This window comes from Streptomyces sp. NPDC018026 (assembly GCF_044327745.1).
GTDB lineage: Bacteria > Actinomycetota > Actinomycetes > Streptomycetales > Streptomycetaceae > Streptomyces > Streptomyces rubrogriseus.
The window spans coordinates 925,231-938,127 of record NZ_JBIRFY010000002.1 but is presented as its reverse complement, the minus strand read 5'-3'; the positions used below and the strand labels follow the sequence as shown (position 1 = coordinate 938,127).

Here is a 12,897-nt window from a genome sequence, read left to right as displayed (position 1 = left end):
ACGCTAGTACTGTCACCGCTTCATTGTCTAGCAATGCTAGGATCGAGTCATGTCGGTACAGGAACGCAAGCAGCGGGAACGGGCGGAGCGCGAGCGCCTCATCGTGGCGACGGCCCGTGAACTCGCCGAGCAGCAGGGCTGGGACGCGGTCACCACCCGCCGGCTCGCCGAGCGCATCGAGTACAGCCAGCCCGTCCTCTACAGCCACTTCCGCGGCAAACGCGAGATCATCGGCGCCGTCGCCCTCCAGGGCGCCGCCGAGATGGCCGCGGCGATGCGGGCCGCGACCGCCGACGCCGACGGGCCGCGCGCCCGGGTGTACGCCCTCGCCCGTGCCTACCTCGCCTTCGCCGAACGCAACCCGGCGGTCTACGACGCCATCTTCCAACTCGACGGCGGCCTGGCGTACGCGCGGGAGGACACCCCCGAACCCCTCAAGGACGCCTTCGCCGCACTGCTGGAGAGCCTCGCGGAGGTCGCCGGGGACGGCGTCGAACCGGGGCTGTTCACCGAGGTGTTCTGGGCGTCCCTGCACGGGGTGACGACCCTGACCCGGTCGGGACGGCTACCGCCGGAGGAAACCGAGCGCAGGGTGACGCTGCTGGTGGACCGGCTTCCCGTGGTCTGATCCGGGGGCACGGGACGGGCCCGCTCAGTGAGCGGTCTTGGCCGCCGGGACCTTCCACAGCCGTACGCCGTGGTTCGCCTTCGGGTCGTTCGCGGGGCCGTACTGGTCCGGGGCGTCGGAATCCTCGTCGGGTTCGTCGACGCCCCCGAGGGTGGTGCCGGCGAGGAGGCGTCCGTCGGGGCTGAAGGCCAGCTCCTGGATCTCGTCGTAGCCGTAGCCGGTGTCGTCGTCGGACAGGATGGCGCTCGGTTTGCGGTCGGCCAGGTTCCACAGCAGCACCCCGCCGTCGGCGGTGACGGCGAGGCTCCGGCCGTCGGGGCTGAACGCCAGGTCCCGGACCTCCGCGCGGTCGTTGGCGAGGGTGGCCTTCAGGCGGCCGGTGGCCACGTCCCACAGCCGGACGTCGCTGTGCGGTCCGCCGGTGGCGAGGGTCTTGCCGTCGGGGCTGAACGCGACGGCGTAGGTGACGTCGTCGACGGCGAGGGTGAGGCGGGGGTCGCCCTGCCCGTAGGGCTTCGGGTCGATCCGGGTCACGTCCCACAGCTTGACCGGCTCGTGGTCCGGGAACCTGCGCTTGTCGGAGGGGTCGCCGACGGTGGCGAGGGTCTTCCCGTCGGGGCTGAACGCCACGTCCATCGTGCGCACCTCCTGGGTGAAGTGGGCGCGCGCGTCCTCGCTGCGGCTGTCGACGTCCCACAGCTCGGAGCCGACGATGTTGCCGAAGGCGATCCGCTTGCCGTCGGGGCTGAGGGCGAGGGCGTAGGTGTGTTCCTCGATGCGGCGGATCTCCCGTCGCCCCGCCACGTCCCAGACGCCGACCAGGTTGTTGTAGGTCCTCGCGGCCAGCGTCTTCCCGTCGGCGCTGAACGTCACGTTGAGGATGCTCATCGGCTCCCCCCGCCAGTCCTTCTCGGTGAGGGTGGCGCGCACCTTGCGCGTGGTGACGTCCCAGAGCCTGATCCTGCCGTCCTCGCCGCCGGTGGCGAGCGTCCTGCCGTCCCGGCCGAAGGCGATGCCGGTGCTCCCCTTGGCGAAGATGTGGGTCGCCGCGACCACGGGGTACGGCTGCTTGCTCTTCGGGGGCTTCCCGGACGAGGGCAGCAGCGTCACGACCAGGACGACGACCAGCGCGATGGCAGCGACGACGCCGAGCAGGGCGGCGTACGGCGGGGTGGACGGGGTCTCGGGCTCGGCGTCCGGGGCGGGGGTGCGCGCCGGGGCGGTGGCGGTGGGCGCGTCCGGGCCGGTCGCCGGGGGCGTGGAGACGACGGTGGGCGTGCGGCCGTCGTCGAAGTCCCCGTTCGCGGCCCGGCCGCAGAGCCGGATCACCTCGGCGGGCGTCGGCCGCCGGGCCGGGTCCTTCTCCAGGCAGAGCGCCACGACGCCGCGCACGGACTCGGGGCAGCCGTCGAGGTCCGGCGCCGCTTCCAGGATCCGGTACGCCACGCCGTGGTCACTGCCGCCGCCGAAGGCGAGCCGTCCGGTGGCGGCGAAGTGGGCGACGAGGCCGAGCGCGAAGACGTCACCGGCCTCGGTGACCTCCTGCCCCCGGATGTACTCGGGCGCCATGTAGGCCGGGGTTCCGGCGCGCATGCCCGTGGCGGTCAGGGCGGTGTGGTCGGCGGCGCGGGCGATGCCGAAGTCGATGACCTTGGGTCCGTCAGCGGTGAGGACGATGTTGGAGGGCTTCAGGTCGCGGTGGATCACTCCGGCGGCGTGGATCGTCTCCAGCGCCTCGGCGACCCCGGCCGTCAGCGCGAGCACCTCGGCGGCGGGCAGCGGCCCCCGTTCGCCGACGGCCTGCTGGAGGGAGGGCCCGGGGGCGTAGGCCGTGGCCAGCCAGGGCTCGTCGGCCTCCAGGTCGGCCGCGACCACGGGCACGGTGTAGAGCCCCTGCACGCGCCGGGCCGCCGCGACCTCCAGCGCGAACCGCCTGCGGAACTCCGGGTCGGCGGCGTACGCCCGGTGGACGACCTTGACGGCCACGGCGCTCCCGGCGGGCGTGCGTCCGAGGTAGACGCGGCCCATCCCGCCCTCGCCCAGCAGCCGCTCCAGCCGGTAGGGACCGATCTCGGCCGGTATGCCACCGGTGGCCGGTTCCGACCTACGGTCCGTCATCCGGCGCCCCCAAGTCTCTGCTCGACGAAGGCTCGCTGCCCGGGGCGGCGAACCTGCGCCCGGATCATTCCACAACCGATGTGTCACACCCCAGGGCCGGGGTCCGGCATCCGGATCGGTCCCGGAAAACCCGTGAATCTCCACAGAGTTCGTCACCCCGCCGCACCGCCGGGGGTGCGGCCGCCGCCCACCTGTCGGGCCGTGCGGGTCACGGCACCGGGAGCCACCGCGCCTCGGGGGGCGGTGTGAAGATCGGAACGCTTTCCCTGACCACATTCACACACTCATGCATACGGCGACGCCGTGCGGCGGACGTCGACGACTCGACGATGGTGGACCGTTCGACCCCCGTGCTTTGATCGGTGCGCGGCACGCCGGTGGCCCGTGCCGGAGGCCCCCAACTCCGGACCCGGGCATGCGCACCGCACCGCTCTTCCTTCCCCAGACTTCCCCCGAAAGGAACAGACCTGCCATGAACACTGTCCCCCAGGTCGAAACGGCCGAGATCTCCGACGCGGACCTGGACCGGGTCTCCGGCGGCATCGGCCTCAGCGTGGGCGCGGCCCTCGTCGCGGGCGACGGCGCGTTCGCCGCCGGCCTCCACGCGGAGTCGGGCCCGTTCGCCCTCACCGGCGGCCTCGGCGTCTCGGCCCCCTTCGGCGGTGCGGCGGCCCAGGCCCACACGACGAGCGTCTGACCCGACCGCAGCTCCGCACCACACCCGGCCCCGGACCACCGCGTCCGGGGCCGGGTTCGTGCGCCGGGCAACCGGGTTGTCCAAAGGCCTGCGTTGCCCGAGTGTCCGGAACTACCGTCTCGGCAAGAGTTTGCGGGCTGATGTGAGGAGACCTCATGCTGACACCGGTCGCGGACGGTGTGCTGGTACACCGGAGCGAGTTGCTGCGGAACAACACCGTCGTCGTGCAGGGCGAGGCTGGTGTGCTGGTCGTCGATCCCGGGTTGACGACCGGCGAGATGGGCTGCCTGGCGGAGGACCTTCGGCAGTTGGGTCAGCCCGTCGTGGCGGGTTTCGCGACACATCCGGACTGGGATCACGTGTTGTGGCACGCCGATCTCGGCCAGGTGCCGCGTTACGGCACGGCCCGCTGTTCGGCGTACCTGCGAGAACTCATGTCGAAGGCGGAGTGGAAGGCTGGTGTCGCCGAGGGGCTGCCGCCGGAAATCGCCGAAGAGACACCCCTGGACCTGTTCGGGCTCATCACGGGGCTGCCCGCCGGAGCGGCGCGGATCCCGTGGGACGGGCCCGAGGTGCGGGTGATCGAACATCCGGCGCACGCTCCGGGCCACGCGGCGCTGCTGGTCGCGGACCGCGGGGTGCTCGTCGCCGGCGACATGCTGTCCGATCTCTTCATTCCGATGCTCGACGACACGGAGCATCCGGTCGAGGACTATCTCACCGGGCTGCGGCTGCTGGAGAGCGTGGCGGACGACGTCGAAGTACTCGTGCCGGGGCACGGATCCGTCGCCCGCGCCGATCAGGTCCGGGTGCGGATCGACCAGGACCGCGAGTATCTGCACGCGTTGCGGGACGGCCGCGCGCCGGACGACCCGAGGCTCGGGTCTTCGGTCGAGCCCGGCTGGGAGTGGGTCGACGGCATCCACGAGGGACAGGCCGCCAGGATCGCGCGACGCGGCGAACGGGACGGCACAGAGGGCTAGTTGCTAGGGTCCGTTCGGCGCAACGGCCGGGGGAAGGGAACTCGTGATGCGGGAGTGCTGGTTCTGCGGCGAGGCCACCCCACCGTCGTGGCACGACCACGTCCTCGGGTTGCACAGGGACGCGGACACCACCATGACCCCGTTCATCATCGTCCTGCGCACCACCTGGCGTATGGAGATCGTGTCCGTGCCCCGCTGTGCCCGCTGCCACACCGGACACCAGATAGAGCGGACCGCGGCGGTGCTCTCCCTGGCCGCGTTGATCGCCTACGCCGCCAGTGGCCAACTGGACCGGCTGCTGGGCATCCTGTCGTCCTCGACCGGGGAGCGGGTGGTCGCGGCGGTCTGGGCGGCCGTAGCCTGTCTGCCGGGGCTCGCCTGGATCGCGATCCGCCTGGGCCGGCTGCCGTGGCAGCGCCTGGCGCCCCGCCGCATGGGCTACGCCCGCCACCACCCGGAGTACCTGGAACTCCGGGCGGACGGCTGGAAGCCCAGGGCGGGTCCCCTCCACTACTGGCGAAGCCCGCCGAACCCCCATCACCCGCCGCCCGCGAATCGCCCCCGGCGGCTGATCGGGGGCTCCTTCGAGCTGCTCGGGGCAGCCTGCGGGCTCGCCGTCCCCGTCGCCTATTTCACCGGTTACGAAGAACTGGCCGGAGTCCTCATCGCGGCAACGGCCGGTCTGCTCTTCGTGGCCTCGAAGATCAAACCCGAGGACTGACCACGCCCGGCCAGGCCACGAACGTCGTCCATGCCGCCGAATCGACGGCGAGGCGAGAGCCGTCGGGGCGCTTGGAGTCACGGATGTGGATGGTGGCGGGGGCTATCGCGACCTCGACGCAGTCGCTGGGGTTGCTGCTATCGCTGTAGCTGCTCGTGAACCAGAGCAGGTCGGTGGTGTCTTCAGGCTCGGTGGGACTCATGTCTCCCTCAGCAGTTGTTCGATGAACGCGTTTGACTCCCTGGCGGTCAGAGCCTCGGCCCGGATGATTCCATAGCGCAGTTCGAGGATGCGCAACTGACGGGGATCGGTCACGGGACGGTTGTCGAACTCGTCGTCGGCCCGGCCCACGGCCGTGCCGTCCCCGAACTTGAGCACTTGGATCCGTCCACCTGTTCCCGGGTGGTCACCGCGAGACGTCGGCATCACCTGAACCTCGACGTGCCGCAACCGTGCCACCTCCAGCAGGTGTTCGAGCTGCCTGAGCAGGACCATCTTGCCGCCTACTGGGCGCCGCAGCGTCGCCTCTTCCTGGACAAAGCTGAGTTCCGGAGCCGGGTCCCGGTCGAAAATCGCCCTGCGGGCCATCCGTGCGGCGACCGCCCTGTCCAGCTCCCCCTCCGACAGCGCCGGGCGCCGCGTGGCCAACAGGGCCCGGGCGTACTCCTCGGTCTGGACGAGACCGTGCAAGTTGTGGGTGGCGTACGAAAGGGACTCGACCGCCTGCGACTCCATCTTCGCCAAGTCCCGGACGCGCTTGGGATACCGGACCCTCTTCACGTCCTCCCAGGCCGCGGCGATGAGGCCGCCCGCGTCGAGGACCTGGTCCGCCTTCTCCAGGTACTCCCGCCGGGGGATCCGCTTGCCGCCCTCGACCTTGTAGACGAGATCCTCCCCGTAGCCGACCGCCACTCCGAAGTCGCCCGCCCGCATGCCCACCGCCTCGCGGCGCAGCTTCAGCTGCCTCCCCACGGTGGTGAGGACGGCCACGCCCCACTCGTCGTCCGGGTCGACCTCCCAACCCGGCTCGTCCGCCTCGCCGTTCACCGACATCCGCACCCCTCCGCCGTACGCGTCCTGTCGCGATGCGCGTCACGTTAGACGGAGTGGCGACGCAGGGTGACGGGATGCGGGCCTCCTGTCACTCGGACGTGCGTCAGCGACGTCAGGATCTCCTCGGCGTGCGTCCACAGCAGGGCCCCGCCGATGCCGGGGACGACACGGCGGCGGGCGCCGGGGATGCGGGAGGCGAGCAGGGCGCCGTTGTCGGGCGAGTGGGCGGTGTCGTGCTCGCCGTACCAGATGTCGACGGGCAGGGCGAGGGAGCCGAGGGCGAAGGGCCACCGTCCCATGGCCAGAGCCGTGTCGCGGGCGTAGCCGGCCGCCGCGCCCCGGGCGAATCCCTCGGCGAGGGCGCGGCGGTAGGCGGCGGAGAAGCCCGGGTCCCGGTACACGGCGAGGTCGCAGTCCGGGCTGCCGTCCATGACCAGGTCCCACATCCTCTCGGCGTCGAAACCCGCGAAGAACTCCTCGGCGCCCGAGGGGTCGTGCACCGCGCGTTCGGTCAACGCACGCAGTTCGGCGGGCAGTACGGCGGCGAACTCGGGGGCCGCCACCTCGTCGGCGGCCGACACCAGGGCCAGCGCGGAGGCGAGGCCCGCCTCCGCACAGGCCAGGGCGAACGGAGCGCCCTGCGAGTTGCCGACCACGGCGGGGCGGTCGAAGCCGCGCCGGGCGCACAACTCCCGCACGTCGGCGGCGAAGTCGGCGAAGGTCCGGCCGGGTGCGGGCGTGGACGCGCCCAGGCCGGGCCGGTCGACGGAGACGAGGCGGATGCCGAGGGCGGCCACGGCGCCGGGGCCGAAGCCGAGGCTTCGACTGGTGGCCGCGCCGGGGCACAGCAGGACCGGCGTGCCCTCCTGCGGGCCCCACTCGGCCCAGCCGAGCAGGCGGCCGTCCGGCAGCCGCGTCTCACCGAGGCGGGCGGGGGTGGTGGTGTGGACGGTCATGGTCCCCATCATGCTGCGGGGGCGAGCCGCTCCGCACCGCCCTTTCCGCCGACGTGGGCCGGGCGGGCGCCCGTCATCGCCGTACCGCCTCCACCGGCTCCGGTACGTGTCCCGCGACCACGCGCTCGCGGCTGGGCGCCGGTGCGGTGGTGGCGCGGCGGCGGTCCACCGCCCGTGCCGTGGCCGCGACCGCGAGGCCGAGGACCGCCAGGGCCGCGCCCGCCGTCGCCGGGGAGGTGCCCCCGAATCCGGCGGCCAGGGCGAGGCCGCCGATCCAGGCGCCGCCCGCGTTGGCGAGGTTGAAGGCGGCCTGGTTGGCGGAGGAGGCCAGGGAGGGGGCCGCGGCGGCCTTCTCCATGACCATCAGCTGGAGGGGCGAGCCGGTGACGAAGGCGGCCATGCCGAGCAGGGCCACCGACACCGCCGCCGTGACCGGCGTGCGCATCAGCAGGGGGAAGGACGCCAGCACGACGACCAGGGAGGCGAGGCCGCCGAAGAGGGTGCCGCGCAGGGAGTGGTCGGCCAGGCGGCCGCCCAGGAGGTTGCCCGCGGTGGCGCCGACGCCGAAGAGGGCCAGCAGCAGCGTCACGCTGGTCTCGGCGAACCCGGCGGCGTCGGTGAGCATCGGCGTGATGTAGCTGTAGGCCGCGAAGAGGGCGCCGAAGCCCGCGACCGTCGTGCCGAGCGCCAGCCAGACGGGCAGGGAGCGCAGGGCGGCCAGTTCGCCGCGCAGGCCCGCGGTGGGGGCGGGGGCGCTGTCGCGCGGGATGAGGAAGGCCAGCGCCGCTATCGCCGCCACGCCGATCGCGCTCACGCCGAGGAAGGTGGCCCGCCAGCCGAGCTGCTGGCCCATGGCGGTGGCGGCCGGGACGCCGACGATGTTGGCGACGGTGAGGCCGAGGAACATCAGGGAGACGGAGCGGGCCCTGCGTTCCGGCGCGACCATGCCGGTGGCGACGACCGCGCCGACGCCGAAGAAGGCGCCGTGCGGCAGGCCGCTGACGAAGCGGGCGGCGAGCAGGGAGATCTCGCCGGGGGCGACGGCCGACAGGGCGTTGCCCACCACGAACAGCGCCATGAGGGCGATCAGGACGGCGCGGCGGGACATCCGGGTGGTGGCCGCGGCGAGCAGCGGGGCGCCGATGACGACGCCGAGCGCGTAGGCGGAGACGAGGTGGCCGGCGGTGGGGATGGAGATGCCCAGGTCGTCCGCGACGTCGGGCAGCAGGCCCATCATCACGAACTCGGTGGTACCGATGCCGAAGGCGCCCACGGCAAGGGCGAGCAGGGCCAGGGGCATGAGGGGGTCTCGCCTTTCGAGAGCGGGGTCGCGTACGGGAGGCCGGGAGGGCCGGGCGGGGACGACTGTATGTTCCCGTACGGAACAAAGACTCTCAGGGCGGGTATTCCGCAGACGAATTCTAGGAAGCCGTTGTGTCGACCTTCACACGCGCGGCGATCGGCAGGTGGTCGCTGCCGGTCGCCGGGAGGGTCCAGCTGGTCATCGGTTCCACGCCGGTGACCAGGATCTGGTCGATGCGGGCCATCGGGAAGGACGCCGGCCAGCTGAAGCCGAAGCCGTCGCCCACGGCGCCCTGCGGGGAGCGCAGCTGGGAGGTGATCGCGGTGAGCGAGCGGTCGTTCATGGTGCCGTTGAGGTCGCCCAGGAGGATCTTGCGGGGCAGCTTCTCGTCGCCGATGGCCTCGCCGAGGGCGTCGGCGCTCTTGTCCCGCTGCCGCGCGGTGAAACCGGCCTCCAGCTTCACCCGTACGGAGGGCAGGTGGGCGACGTACACCGCGACCGGTCCGGAGGGCGTGGCGACGGTGGCGCGCATCGCGCGCTTCCAGCCCAGCTCGATGTCGACCGGCTTCACGTCGCTGATCGGGTACTTGCTCCACAGCCCGACCGTGCCGACGACCGCGTGGTGCGGGTACTTCGCCTCCAGCGCCTTCTCGTACGTCGGTACGGCGGACGCCTTCAGCTCCTCCAGGGCCATCACGTCCGCACCGGCGGCGGCGACGGCACGGGCGGTGCCCGCCGGGTCGGCGTTGTCGGCGTTGACGTTGTGCGTGGCCACCGTGAGGTCGCCGCCGGAGCCGGTCTTGTCGAAGAGCAGGCCGCCGAAGAGGTTGAGCCACACGCTCACCGGCACCACCAGCGCGATCAGCGCCGTCGCCGACTTGCGGACCAGGGCGATCACCAGCAGCACCGGGATCAGCAGGCCGAACCACGGCAGGAAGGTCTCGGTGAGGCTGCCGAGGTTGCCGATGGCGTTCGGGATGTGCGAGTGGGCCGCCATGACCGCCGACAGGAGCAGCGCGACCGCGGCCGTGACCAGGCCCCGGCGCCAGATCCGCCGGTCGCCGCGCCAGCCGCTGACCGCCCGGTGGAACAGGCGCCGAATCCGGGGCTCCCGGCGCTCGGGATCCGAGCCGCCGCCGTCCGTCTCCGTCATGTACGCCTGCTGCGCCATACCGTTGCCTCACTGCCTGCTGTGCACACCGTCGCCCCCTGTGACTCAGCACCATAGGGGATGATCGGTTCCGATCCCGCCGCCCTGGACGGCCGTACGCGCACGAGGACGTACGGGCCGTCCCGCGGAGTTCCGCACTGTGCCGGGACGGGCGGCTCTGTGACAGAACGGGCACATTTGCCCCCATGAGGCATTCGCTGTCCCGTACCGGAGCCCGTGACCGGGGTCCCCTAGCCTCCGGGCCGCCACAAGTGCCACCATGGAAGGGATCCGGGGACGCCGTCAGGGCGCCTCGAGATGACATGAAGGAGCCGTTGCCATGACGCAGCTTTCGGCTGCCCAGACGCCGCAGCGCACCCCCGCCGACGGGAGCAGGGCGCTGTACGGGGGCAAGATCAACCGCCGTATCACGGTCCGGGACATCACCGCCGCCAAGGAGCGCGGCGAGAAGTGGCCCATGCTCACCGCGTACGACGCGATGACCGCCTCCGTCTTCGACGAGTCCGGCATCCCGGTGATGCTCGTCGGCGACTCCGCTGGCAACTGCCACCTCGGCTACGAGACCACCGTGCCCGTCACGCTGGACGAGATGACGATGCTCTCGGCCGCGGTCGTCCGGGGCACCGGCCGCGCCCTGATCGTGGGCGACCTGCCCTTCGGCTCCTACCAGGAGGGCCCGGTGCAGGCGCTGCGCTCGGCGACCCGGCTGGTCAAGGAGGCCGGGGTCGGGGCGGTCAAGCTGGAGGGCGGCGAGCGCTCGCACCGGCAGATCGAGCTGCTGGTGGAGTCCGGCATCCCGGTGATGGCGCACATCGGGCTCACCCCGCAGTCCGTCAACTCCATGGGCTACCGGGTGCAGGGCCGCGGCGAGGAGGCGGCCCAGCAGCTGCTGCGCGACGCCAAGGCGGTGCAGGACGCGGGCGCCTTCGCGGTCGTCCTGGAGCTGGTACCGGCCGAGCTGGCCGCCGAGGTGACCCGGACGCTGCACATCCCGACGGTCGGCATCGGCGCGGGCCCGGACACCGACGCCCAGGTGCTGGTGTGGACCGACATGCTCGGGCTGACCGGCGGCCGGATGCCGAAGTTCGTCAAGCAGTACGCCGACCTGCGCAAGGTCATGGGCGACGCGGCGAAGGCATACGCCGAGGACGTCGTCGGCGGCACGTTCCCCGCGGACGAGCACTCCGTCCACTGACGCCTTCCGCTGACGCCGTCCACCGGCACCGTCCACCAGTAAGCCATCGCGGTACGGCCACCGGCCCCGCCGATCTTCCCCCGTCGGCGGGGCCGAGTGGTTCCCCGGACCGGATGTCGGCGGCATGTCGGCGGGGCCCGGCGGCTGTCGGTGGGATGTCGGCGGTTTGTCGGTGGCCCCTGCCATCGTCCGGTGCATGAAGCGAATCGACGACATCCCCCGGGCCGCGGACAGCGCGGTCACCGTGCGGGGGCTGGTCAAGCACTACGGCGAGACCAAGGCGCTGGACGGCGTCGACCTCGACGTGCGCGAGGGCACCGTGATGGGCGTGCTCGGTCCGAACGGCGCCGGCAAGACCACCCTCGTACGCATCCTGTCCACCCTCATCACCCCCGACTCCGGCCGGGCGCACGTCGCCGGGTACGACGTCGTACGGCAGCCGCGGCAGCTGCGCCGCGTCATAGGGCTGACCGGGCAGTACGCCTCCGTGGACGAGAAGCTCCCCGGCTGGGAGAACCTCTACATGATCGGCCGGCTGCTCGACCTGCCCCGCCGGGACGCGCGCGCCCGCGCCGACGAGCTGCTGGAGCGGTTCTCGCTCACCGAGGCGGGCAAGCGGCCGACGTCCACCTACTCCGGTGGCATGCGGCGCCGGCTCGACCTGGCCGCCTCCATGATCGGGCACCCGGCCGTGCTGTTCCTGGACGAGCCCACCACCGGACTCGACCCGCGCACCCGCAACGAGGTGTGGGACGAGGTCAAGCGCATGGTCGGCGACGGTGTCACCGTGCTGCTCACCACCCAGTACATGGAGGAGGCCGAGCAGCTCGCCTCCGAGCTGACCGTCGTGGACCGCGGCAAGGTCATCGCGAACGGCGGCATCGAGGAGCTGAAGGCCAAGGTCGGCGGCCGCACCCTGCGCGTCCGCCCGGCCGACCCGCTGCAGCTGCGCCCGCTCGCCGCCTACCTGGACGAGCTGGGCATCACCGGGCTCGCCAGTTCCACGGTGGACGCCGAGCGCGGCGCCGTGCTGGTGCCGATCCTCAGCGACGAGCAGCTGACGGCCGTGGTCGGCGCGGTCACCGCGCGCGGCATCACCGTCTCCGCCGTCACCACCGAACTCCCCAGCCTGGACGAGGTCTTCCTGTCCCTCACCGGCCACCGGGCCAGTGCCCCGCAGGATCCCGCCCCGGCCACCAGCACCGACGACACCCGCGAGGAGGTCGCCGTATGAGCGCCACCACCGCCCCCGCCCCCGTCCCCGCCCCCGCGGTCGCTCCCGACGCGCGGATCTCGCTTCGCGCGCACGTGCGGCACACCGGCGCCCTGGTCCGCCGCAACCTGCTGTGGATCCGGCAGGACCCGGAGTCGATGTTCGACGCGCTGCTGATGCCGATCGTCTTCACCCTGCTGTTCGTGTACGTCTTCGGCGGCTCGATCGGCCAGGCCCTGGGCGGCGGGCAGGACGGCTATGTGCAGTACGTGATCCCCGGCATGATCGCGATGATGAGCATGACGCTGTCCCAGGGCGTCGGCACCGGCTTCAGCCAGGACTTCAACTCCGGTGTCATGGACCGCTTCCGGTCGCTGCCGATCGGGCGCGGCTCGGTGCTCTTCGCGAAGATCGCGGTCGAGATGGCCCGGATGCTGTTCGCCACCACGGTGCTGATGATCGTCGCCGTCCTGGTCGGCTTCGACATCAACCACTGGGCGGGGCTGTTCGCGGCGGTGGGTCTGTCCGCGGTGTTCGCCTCGTCGATCATGTGGGTGTTCCTCACCCTGGGCGTGGTCCTGAAGAACGCGCAGTCCGTGCAGGCCATGGGCTTCATGGTGCTGTTCCCGCTGCAGTTCGGCTCCTCGATCTTCGCGCCGACGCAGTCGATGCCGGGCTGGCTGCAGTCCTTCACCGACTACAACCCGCTGTCCACGCTCGCCGACGCGGCGCGCGGACTGATGGTGGGCGGCCCGGTCGCGCACGACCTGTGGATCACGCTCGGCTGGGCGGCCGCGATCACCGCGGTGATGGCACCGATCGCCATCCACAAGTTCCGTACGAAGACCTGAGCGGGGCC

At 72.1% G+C, this 12,897-nt stretch carries 13 protein-coding genes; 7 read left to right on the top strand and 6 right to left on the bottom strand.

Features of this window, described 5'->3' with window-relative positions; translation table 11 throughout:
• Positions 1 to 49 precede the first annotated feature (49 nt).
• Positions 50 to 628 (top strand): TetR/AcrR family transcriptional regulator, encoded by a 579-nt coding sequence (locus tag ACH4D3_RS09820; protein WP_398318745.1) that lies wholly within the window; start codon positions 50 to 52, stop codon positions 626 to 628.
• Positions 629 to 652: 24 nt separating this feature from the next.
• On the opposite strand, the gene ACH4D3_RS09815 is transcribed toward ACH4D3_RS09820, so the two are convergent.
• On the bottom strand, positions 653 to 2,746 hold the full coding sequence (locus tag ACH4D3_RS09815) for a WD40 repeat domain-containing serine/threonine protein kinase (RefSeq protein WP_398318743.1): 2,094 nt from the start codon (positions 2,744 to 2,746) through the stop codon (positions 653 to 655).
• Positions 2,747 to 3,218: 472 nt separating this feature from the next.
• Between ACH4D3_RS09815 and ACH4D3_RS09810 the strand changes: the two genes are divergently transcribed.
• The 3 genes from ACH4D3_RS09810 to ACH4D3_RS09800 all read left to right on the top strand — a co-directional run bounded on the left by ACH4D3_RS09810 (position 3,219) and on the right by ACH4D3_RS09800 (position 5,147).
• A complete protein-coding gene (locus tag ACH4D3_RS09810) occupies positions 3,219 to 3,443 on the top strand; it encodes a hypothetical protein (protein WP_398318741.1) in 225 nt (74 codons plus the stop codon).
• A gap of 155 nt (positions 3,444 to 3,598) precedes the next feature.
• Positions 3,599 to 4,426 (top strand): MBL fold metallo-hydrolase, encoded by an 828-nt coding sequence (locus ACH4D3_RS09805; protein WP_398318738.1) that lies wholly within the window; start codon positions 3,599 to 3,601, stop codon positions 4,424 to 4,426.
• Positions 4,427 to 4,472: 46 nt separating this feature from the next.
• Entirely contained in the window at positions 4,473 to 5,147 is a 675-nt protein-coding gene (locus ACH4D3_RS09800) for a hypothetical protein (protein WP_398318735.1), read from the top strand.
• On the opposite strand, the gene ACH4D3_RS09795 is transcribed toward ACH4D3_RS09800, so the two are convergent.
• From ACH4D3_RS09795 to ACH4D3_RS09775, 5 genes are all read right to left on the bottom strand, one after another.
• Positions 5,131 to 5,349 (bottom strand): DUF397 domain-containing protein, encoded by a 219-nt coding sequence (locus tag ACH4D3_RS09795; RefSeq protein ID WP_398318732.1) that lies wholly within the window; start codon positions 5,347 to 5,349, stop codon positions 5,131 to 5,133. The two genes, ACH4D3_RS09800 and ACH4D3_RS09795, sit on opposite strands and share 17 nt — an antisense overlap.
• Positions 5,346 to 6,200 (bottom strand): helix-turn-helix domain-containing protein, encoded by an 855-nt coding sequence (locus ACH4D3_RS09790; RefSeq protein ID WP_398318729.1) that lies wholly within the window; start codon positions 6,198 to 6,200, stop codon positions 5,346 to 5,348. The genes ACH4D3_RS09795 and ACH4D3_RS09790 overlap by 4 nt, the downstream gene beginning before the upstream one ends.
• Positions 6,201 to 6,244: 44 nt before the next feature.
• Complete coding sequence (locus tag ACH4D3_RS09785) at positions 6,245 to 7,156, bottom strand: alpha/beta fold hydrolase (RefSeq protein WP_398318726.1); 912 nt, start codon at positions 7,154 to 7,156, stop codon at positions 6,245 to 6,247.
• A 73-nt stretch (positions 7,157 to 7,229) separates the two neighbouring features.
• Positions 7,230 to 8,456 (bottom strand): MFS transporter, encoded by a 1,227-nt coding sequence (locus ACH4D3_RS09780; RefSeq protein ID WP_398318723.1) that lies wholly within the window; start codon positions 8,454 to 8,456, stop codon positions 7,230 to 7,232.
• A gap of 121 nt (positions 8,457 to 8,577) precedes the next feature.
• A complete protein-coding gene (locus tag ACH4D3_RS09775; RefSeq protein ID WP_398318720.1) occupies positions 8,578 to 9,630 on the bottom strand; it encodes an endonuclease/exonuclease/phosphatase family protein in 1,053 nt (350 codons plus the stop codon).
• A 319-nt stretch (positions 9,631 to 9,949) separates the two neighbouring features.
• On the opposite strand from ACH4D3_RS09775, the gene panB reads away from it, so the two are divergent.
• The 3 genes from panB to ACH4D3_RS09760 all read left to right on the top strand — a co-directional run bounded on the left by panB (position 9,950) and on the right by ACH4D3_RS09760 (position 12,889).
• Positions 9,950 to 10,825, top strand: coding sequence for a 3-methyl-2-oxobutanoate hydroxymethyltransferase (gene panB / locus ACH4D3_RS09770; RefSeq protein WP_333753865.1), 876 nt, complete (start codon positions 9,950 to 9,952; stop codon positions 10,823 to 10,825).
• A 196-nt stretch (positions 10,826 to 11,021) separates the two neighbouring features.
• Positions 11,022 to 12,059 (top strand): ATP-binding cassette domain-containing protein, encoded by a 1,038-nt coding sequence (locus tag ACH4D3_RS09765; RefSeq protein ID WP_398318717.1) that lies wholly within the window; start codon positions 11,022 to 11,024, stop codon positions 12,057 to 12,059.
• Positions 12,056 to 12,889, top strand: coding sequence for an ABC transporter permease (locus ACH4D3_RS09760; protein ID WP_398318714.1), 834 nt, complete (start codon positions 12,056 to 12,058; stop codon positions 12,887 to 12,889). Before ACH4D3_RS09765 ends, ACH4D3_RS09760 begins: the two co-directional genes overlap by 4 nt.
• Positions 12,890 to 12,897 lie beyond the last annotated feature (8 nt).

Excerpts from the sequence above, each read along its gene's own strand:
- ACH4D3_RS09780 (WP_398318723.1), bottom strand. The coding sequence starts at position 8,456 with ATGCCCCTGGCCCTGCTCGCCCTTGCCGTGGGCGCCTTCGGCATCGGT.
- ACH4D3_RS09765 (WP_398318717.1), top strand. The coding sequence starts at position 11,022 with ATGAAGCGAATCGACGACATCCCCCGGGCCGCGGACAGCGCGGTCACC.
- ACH4D3_RS09815 (WP_398318743.1), bottom strand. The coding sequence starts at position 2,746 with ATGACGGACCGTAGGTCGGAACCGGCCACCGGTGGCATACCGGCCGAG.
- ACH4D3_RS09785 (WP_398318726.1), bottom strand. The coding sequence starts at position 7,156 with ATGACCGTCCACACCACCACCCCCGCCCGCCTCGGTGAGACGCGGCTG.
- ACH4D3_RS09805 (WP_398318738.1), top strand. The coding sequence starts at position 3,599 with ATGCTGACACCGGTCGCGGACGGTGTGCTGGTACACCGGAGCGAGTTG.
- ACH4D3_RS09800 (WP_398318735.1), top strand. The coding sequence starts at position 4,473 with ATGCGGGAGTGCTGGTTCTGCGGCGAGGCCACCCCACCGTCGTGGCAC.
- ACH4D3_RS09795 (WP_398318732.1), bottom strand. The coding sequence starts at position 5,349 with ATGAGTCCCACCGAGCCTGAAGACACCACCGACCTGCTCTGGTTCACG.
- ACH4D3_RS09820 (WP_398318745.1), top strand. The coding sequence starts at position 50 with ATGTCGGTACAGGAACGCAAGCAGCGGGAACGGGCGGAGCGCGAGCGC.
- panB (WP_333753865.1), top strand. The coding sequence starts at position 9,950 with ATGACGCAGCTTTCGGCTGCCCAGACGCCGCAGCGCACCCCCGCCGAC.
- ACH4D3_RS09790 (WP_398318729.1), bottom strand. The coding sequence starts at position 6,200 with ATGTCGGTGAACGGCGAGGCGGACGAGCCGGGTTGGGAGGTCGACCCG.
- ACH4D3_RS09810 (WP_398318741.1), top strand. The coding sequence starts at position 3,219 with ATGAACACTGTCCCCCAGGTCGAAACGGCCGAGATCTCCGACGCGGAC.
- ACH4D3_RS09775 (WP_398318720.1), bottom strand. The coding sequence starts at position 9,630 with ATGGCGCAGCAGGCGTACATGACGGAGACGGACGGCGGCGGCTCGGAT.
- ACH4D3_RS09760 (WP_398318714.1), top strand. The coding sequence starts at position 12,056 with ATGAGCGCCACCACCGCCCCCGCCCCCGTCCCCGCCCCCGCGGTCGCT.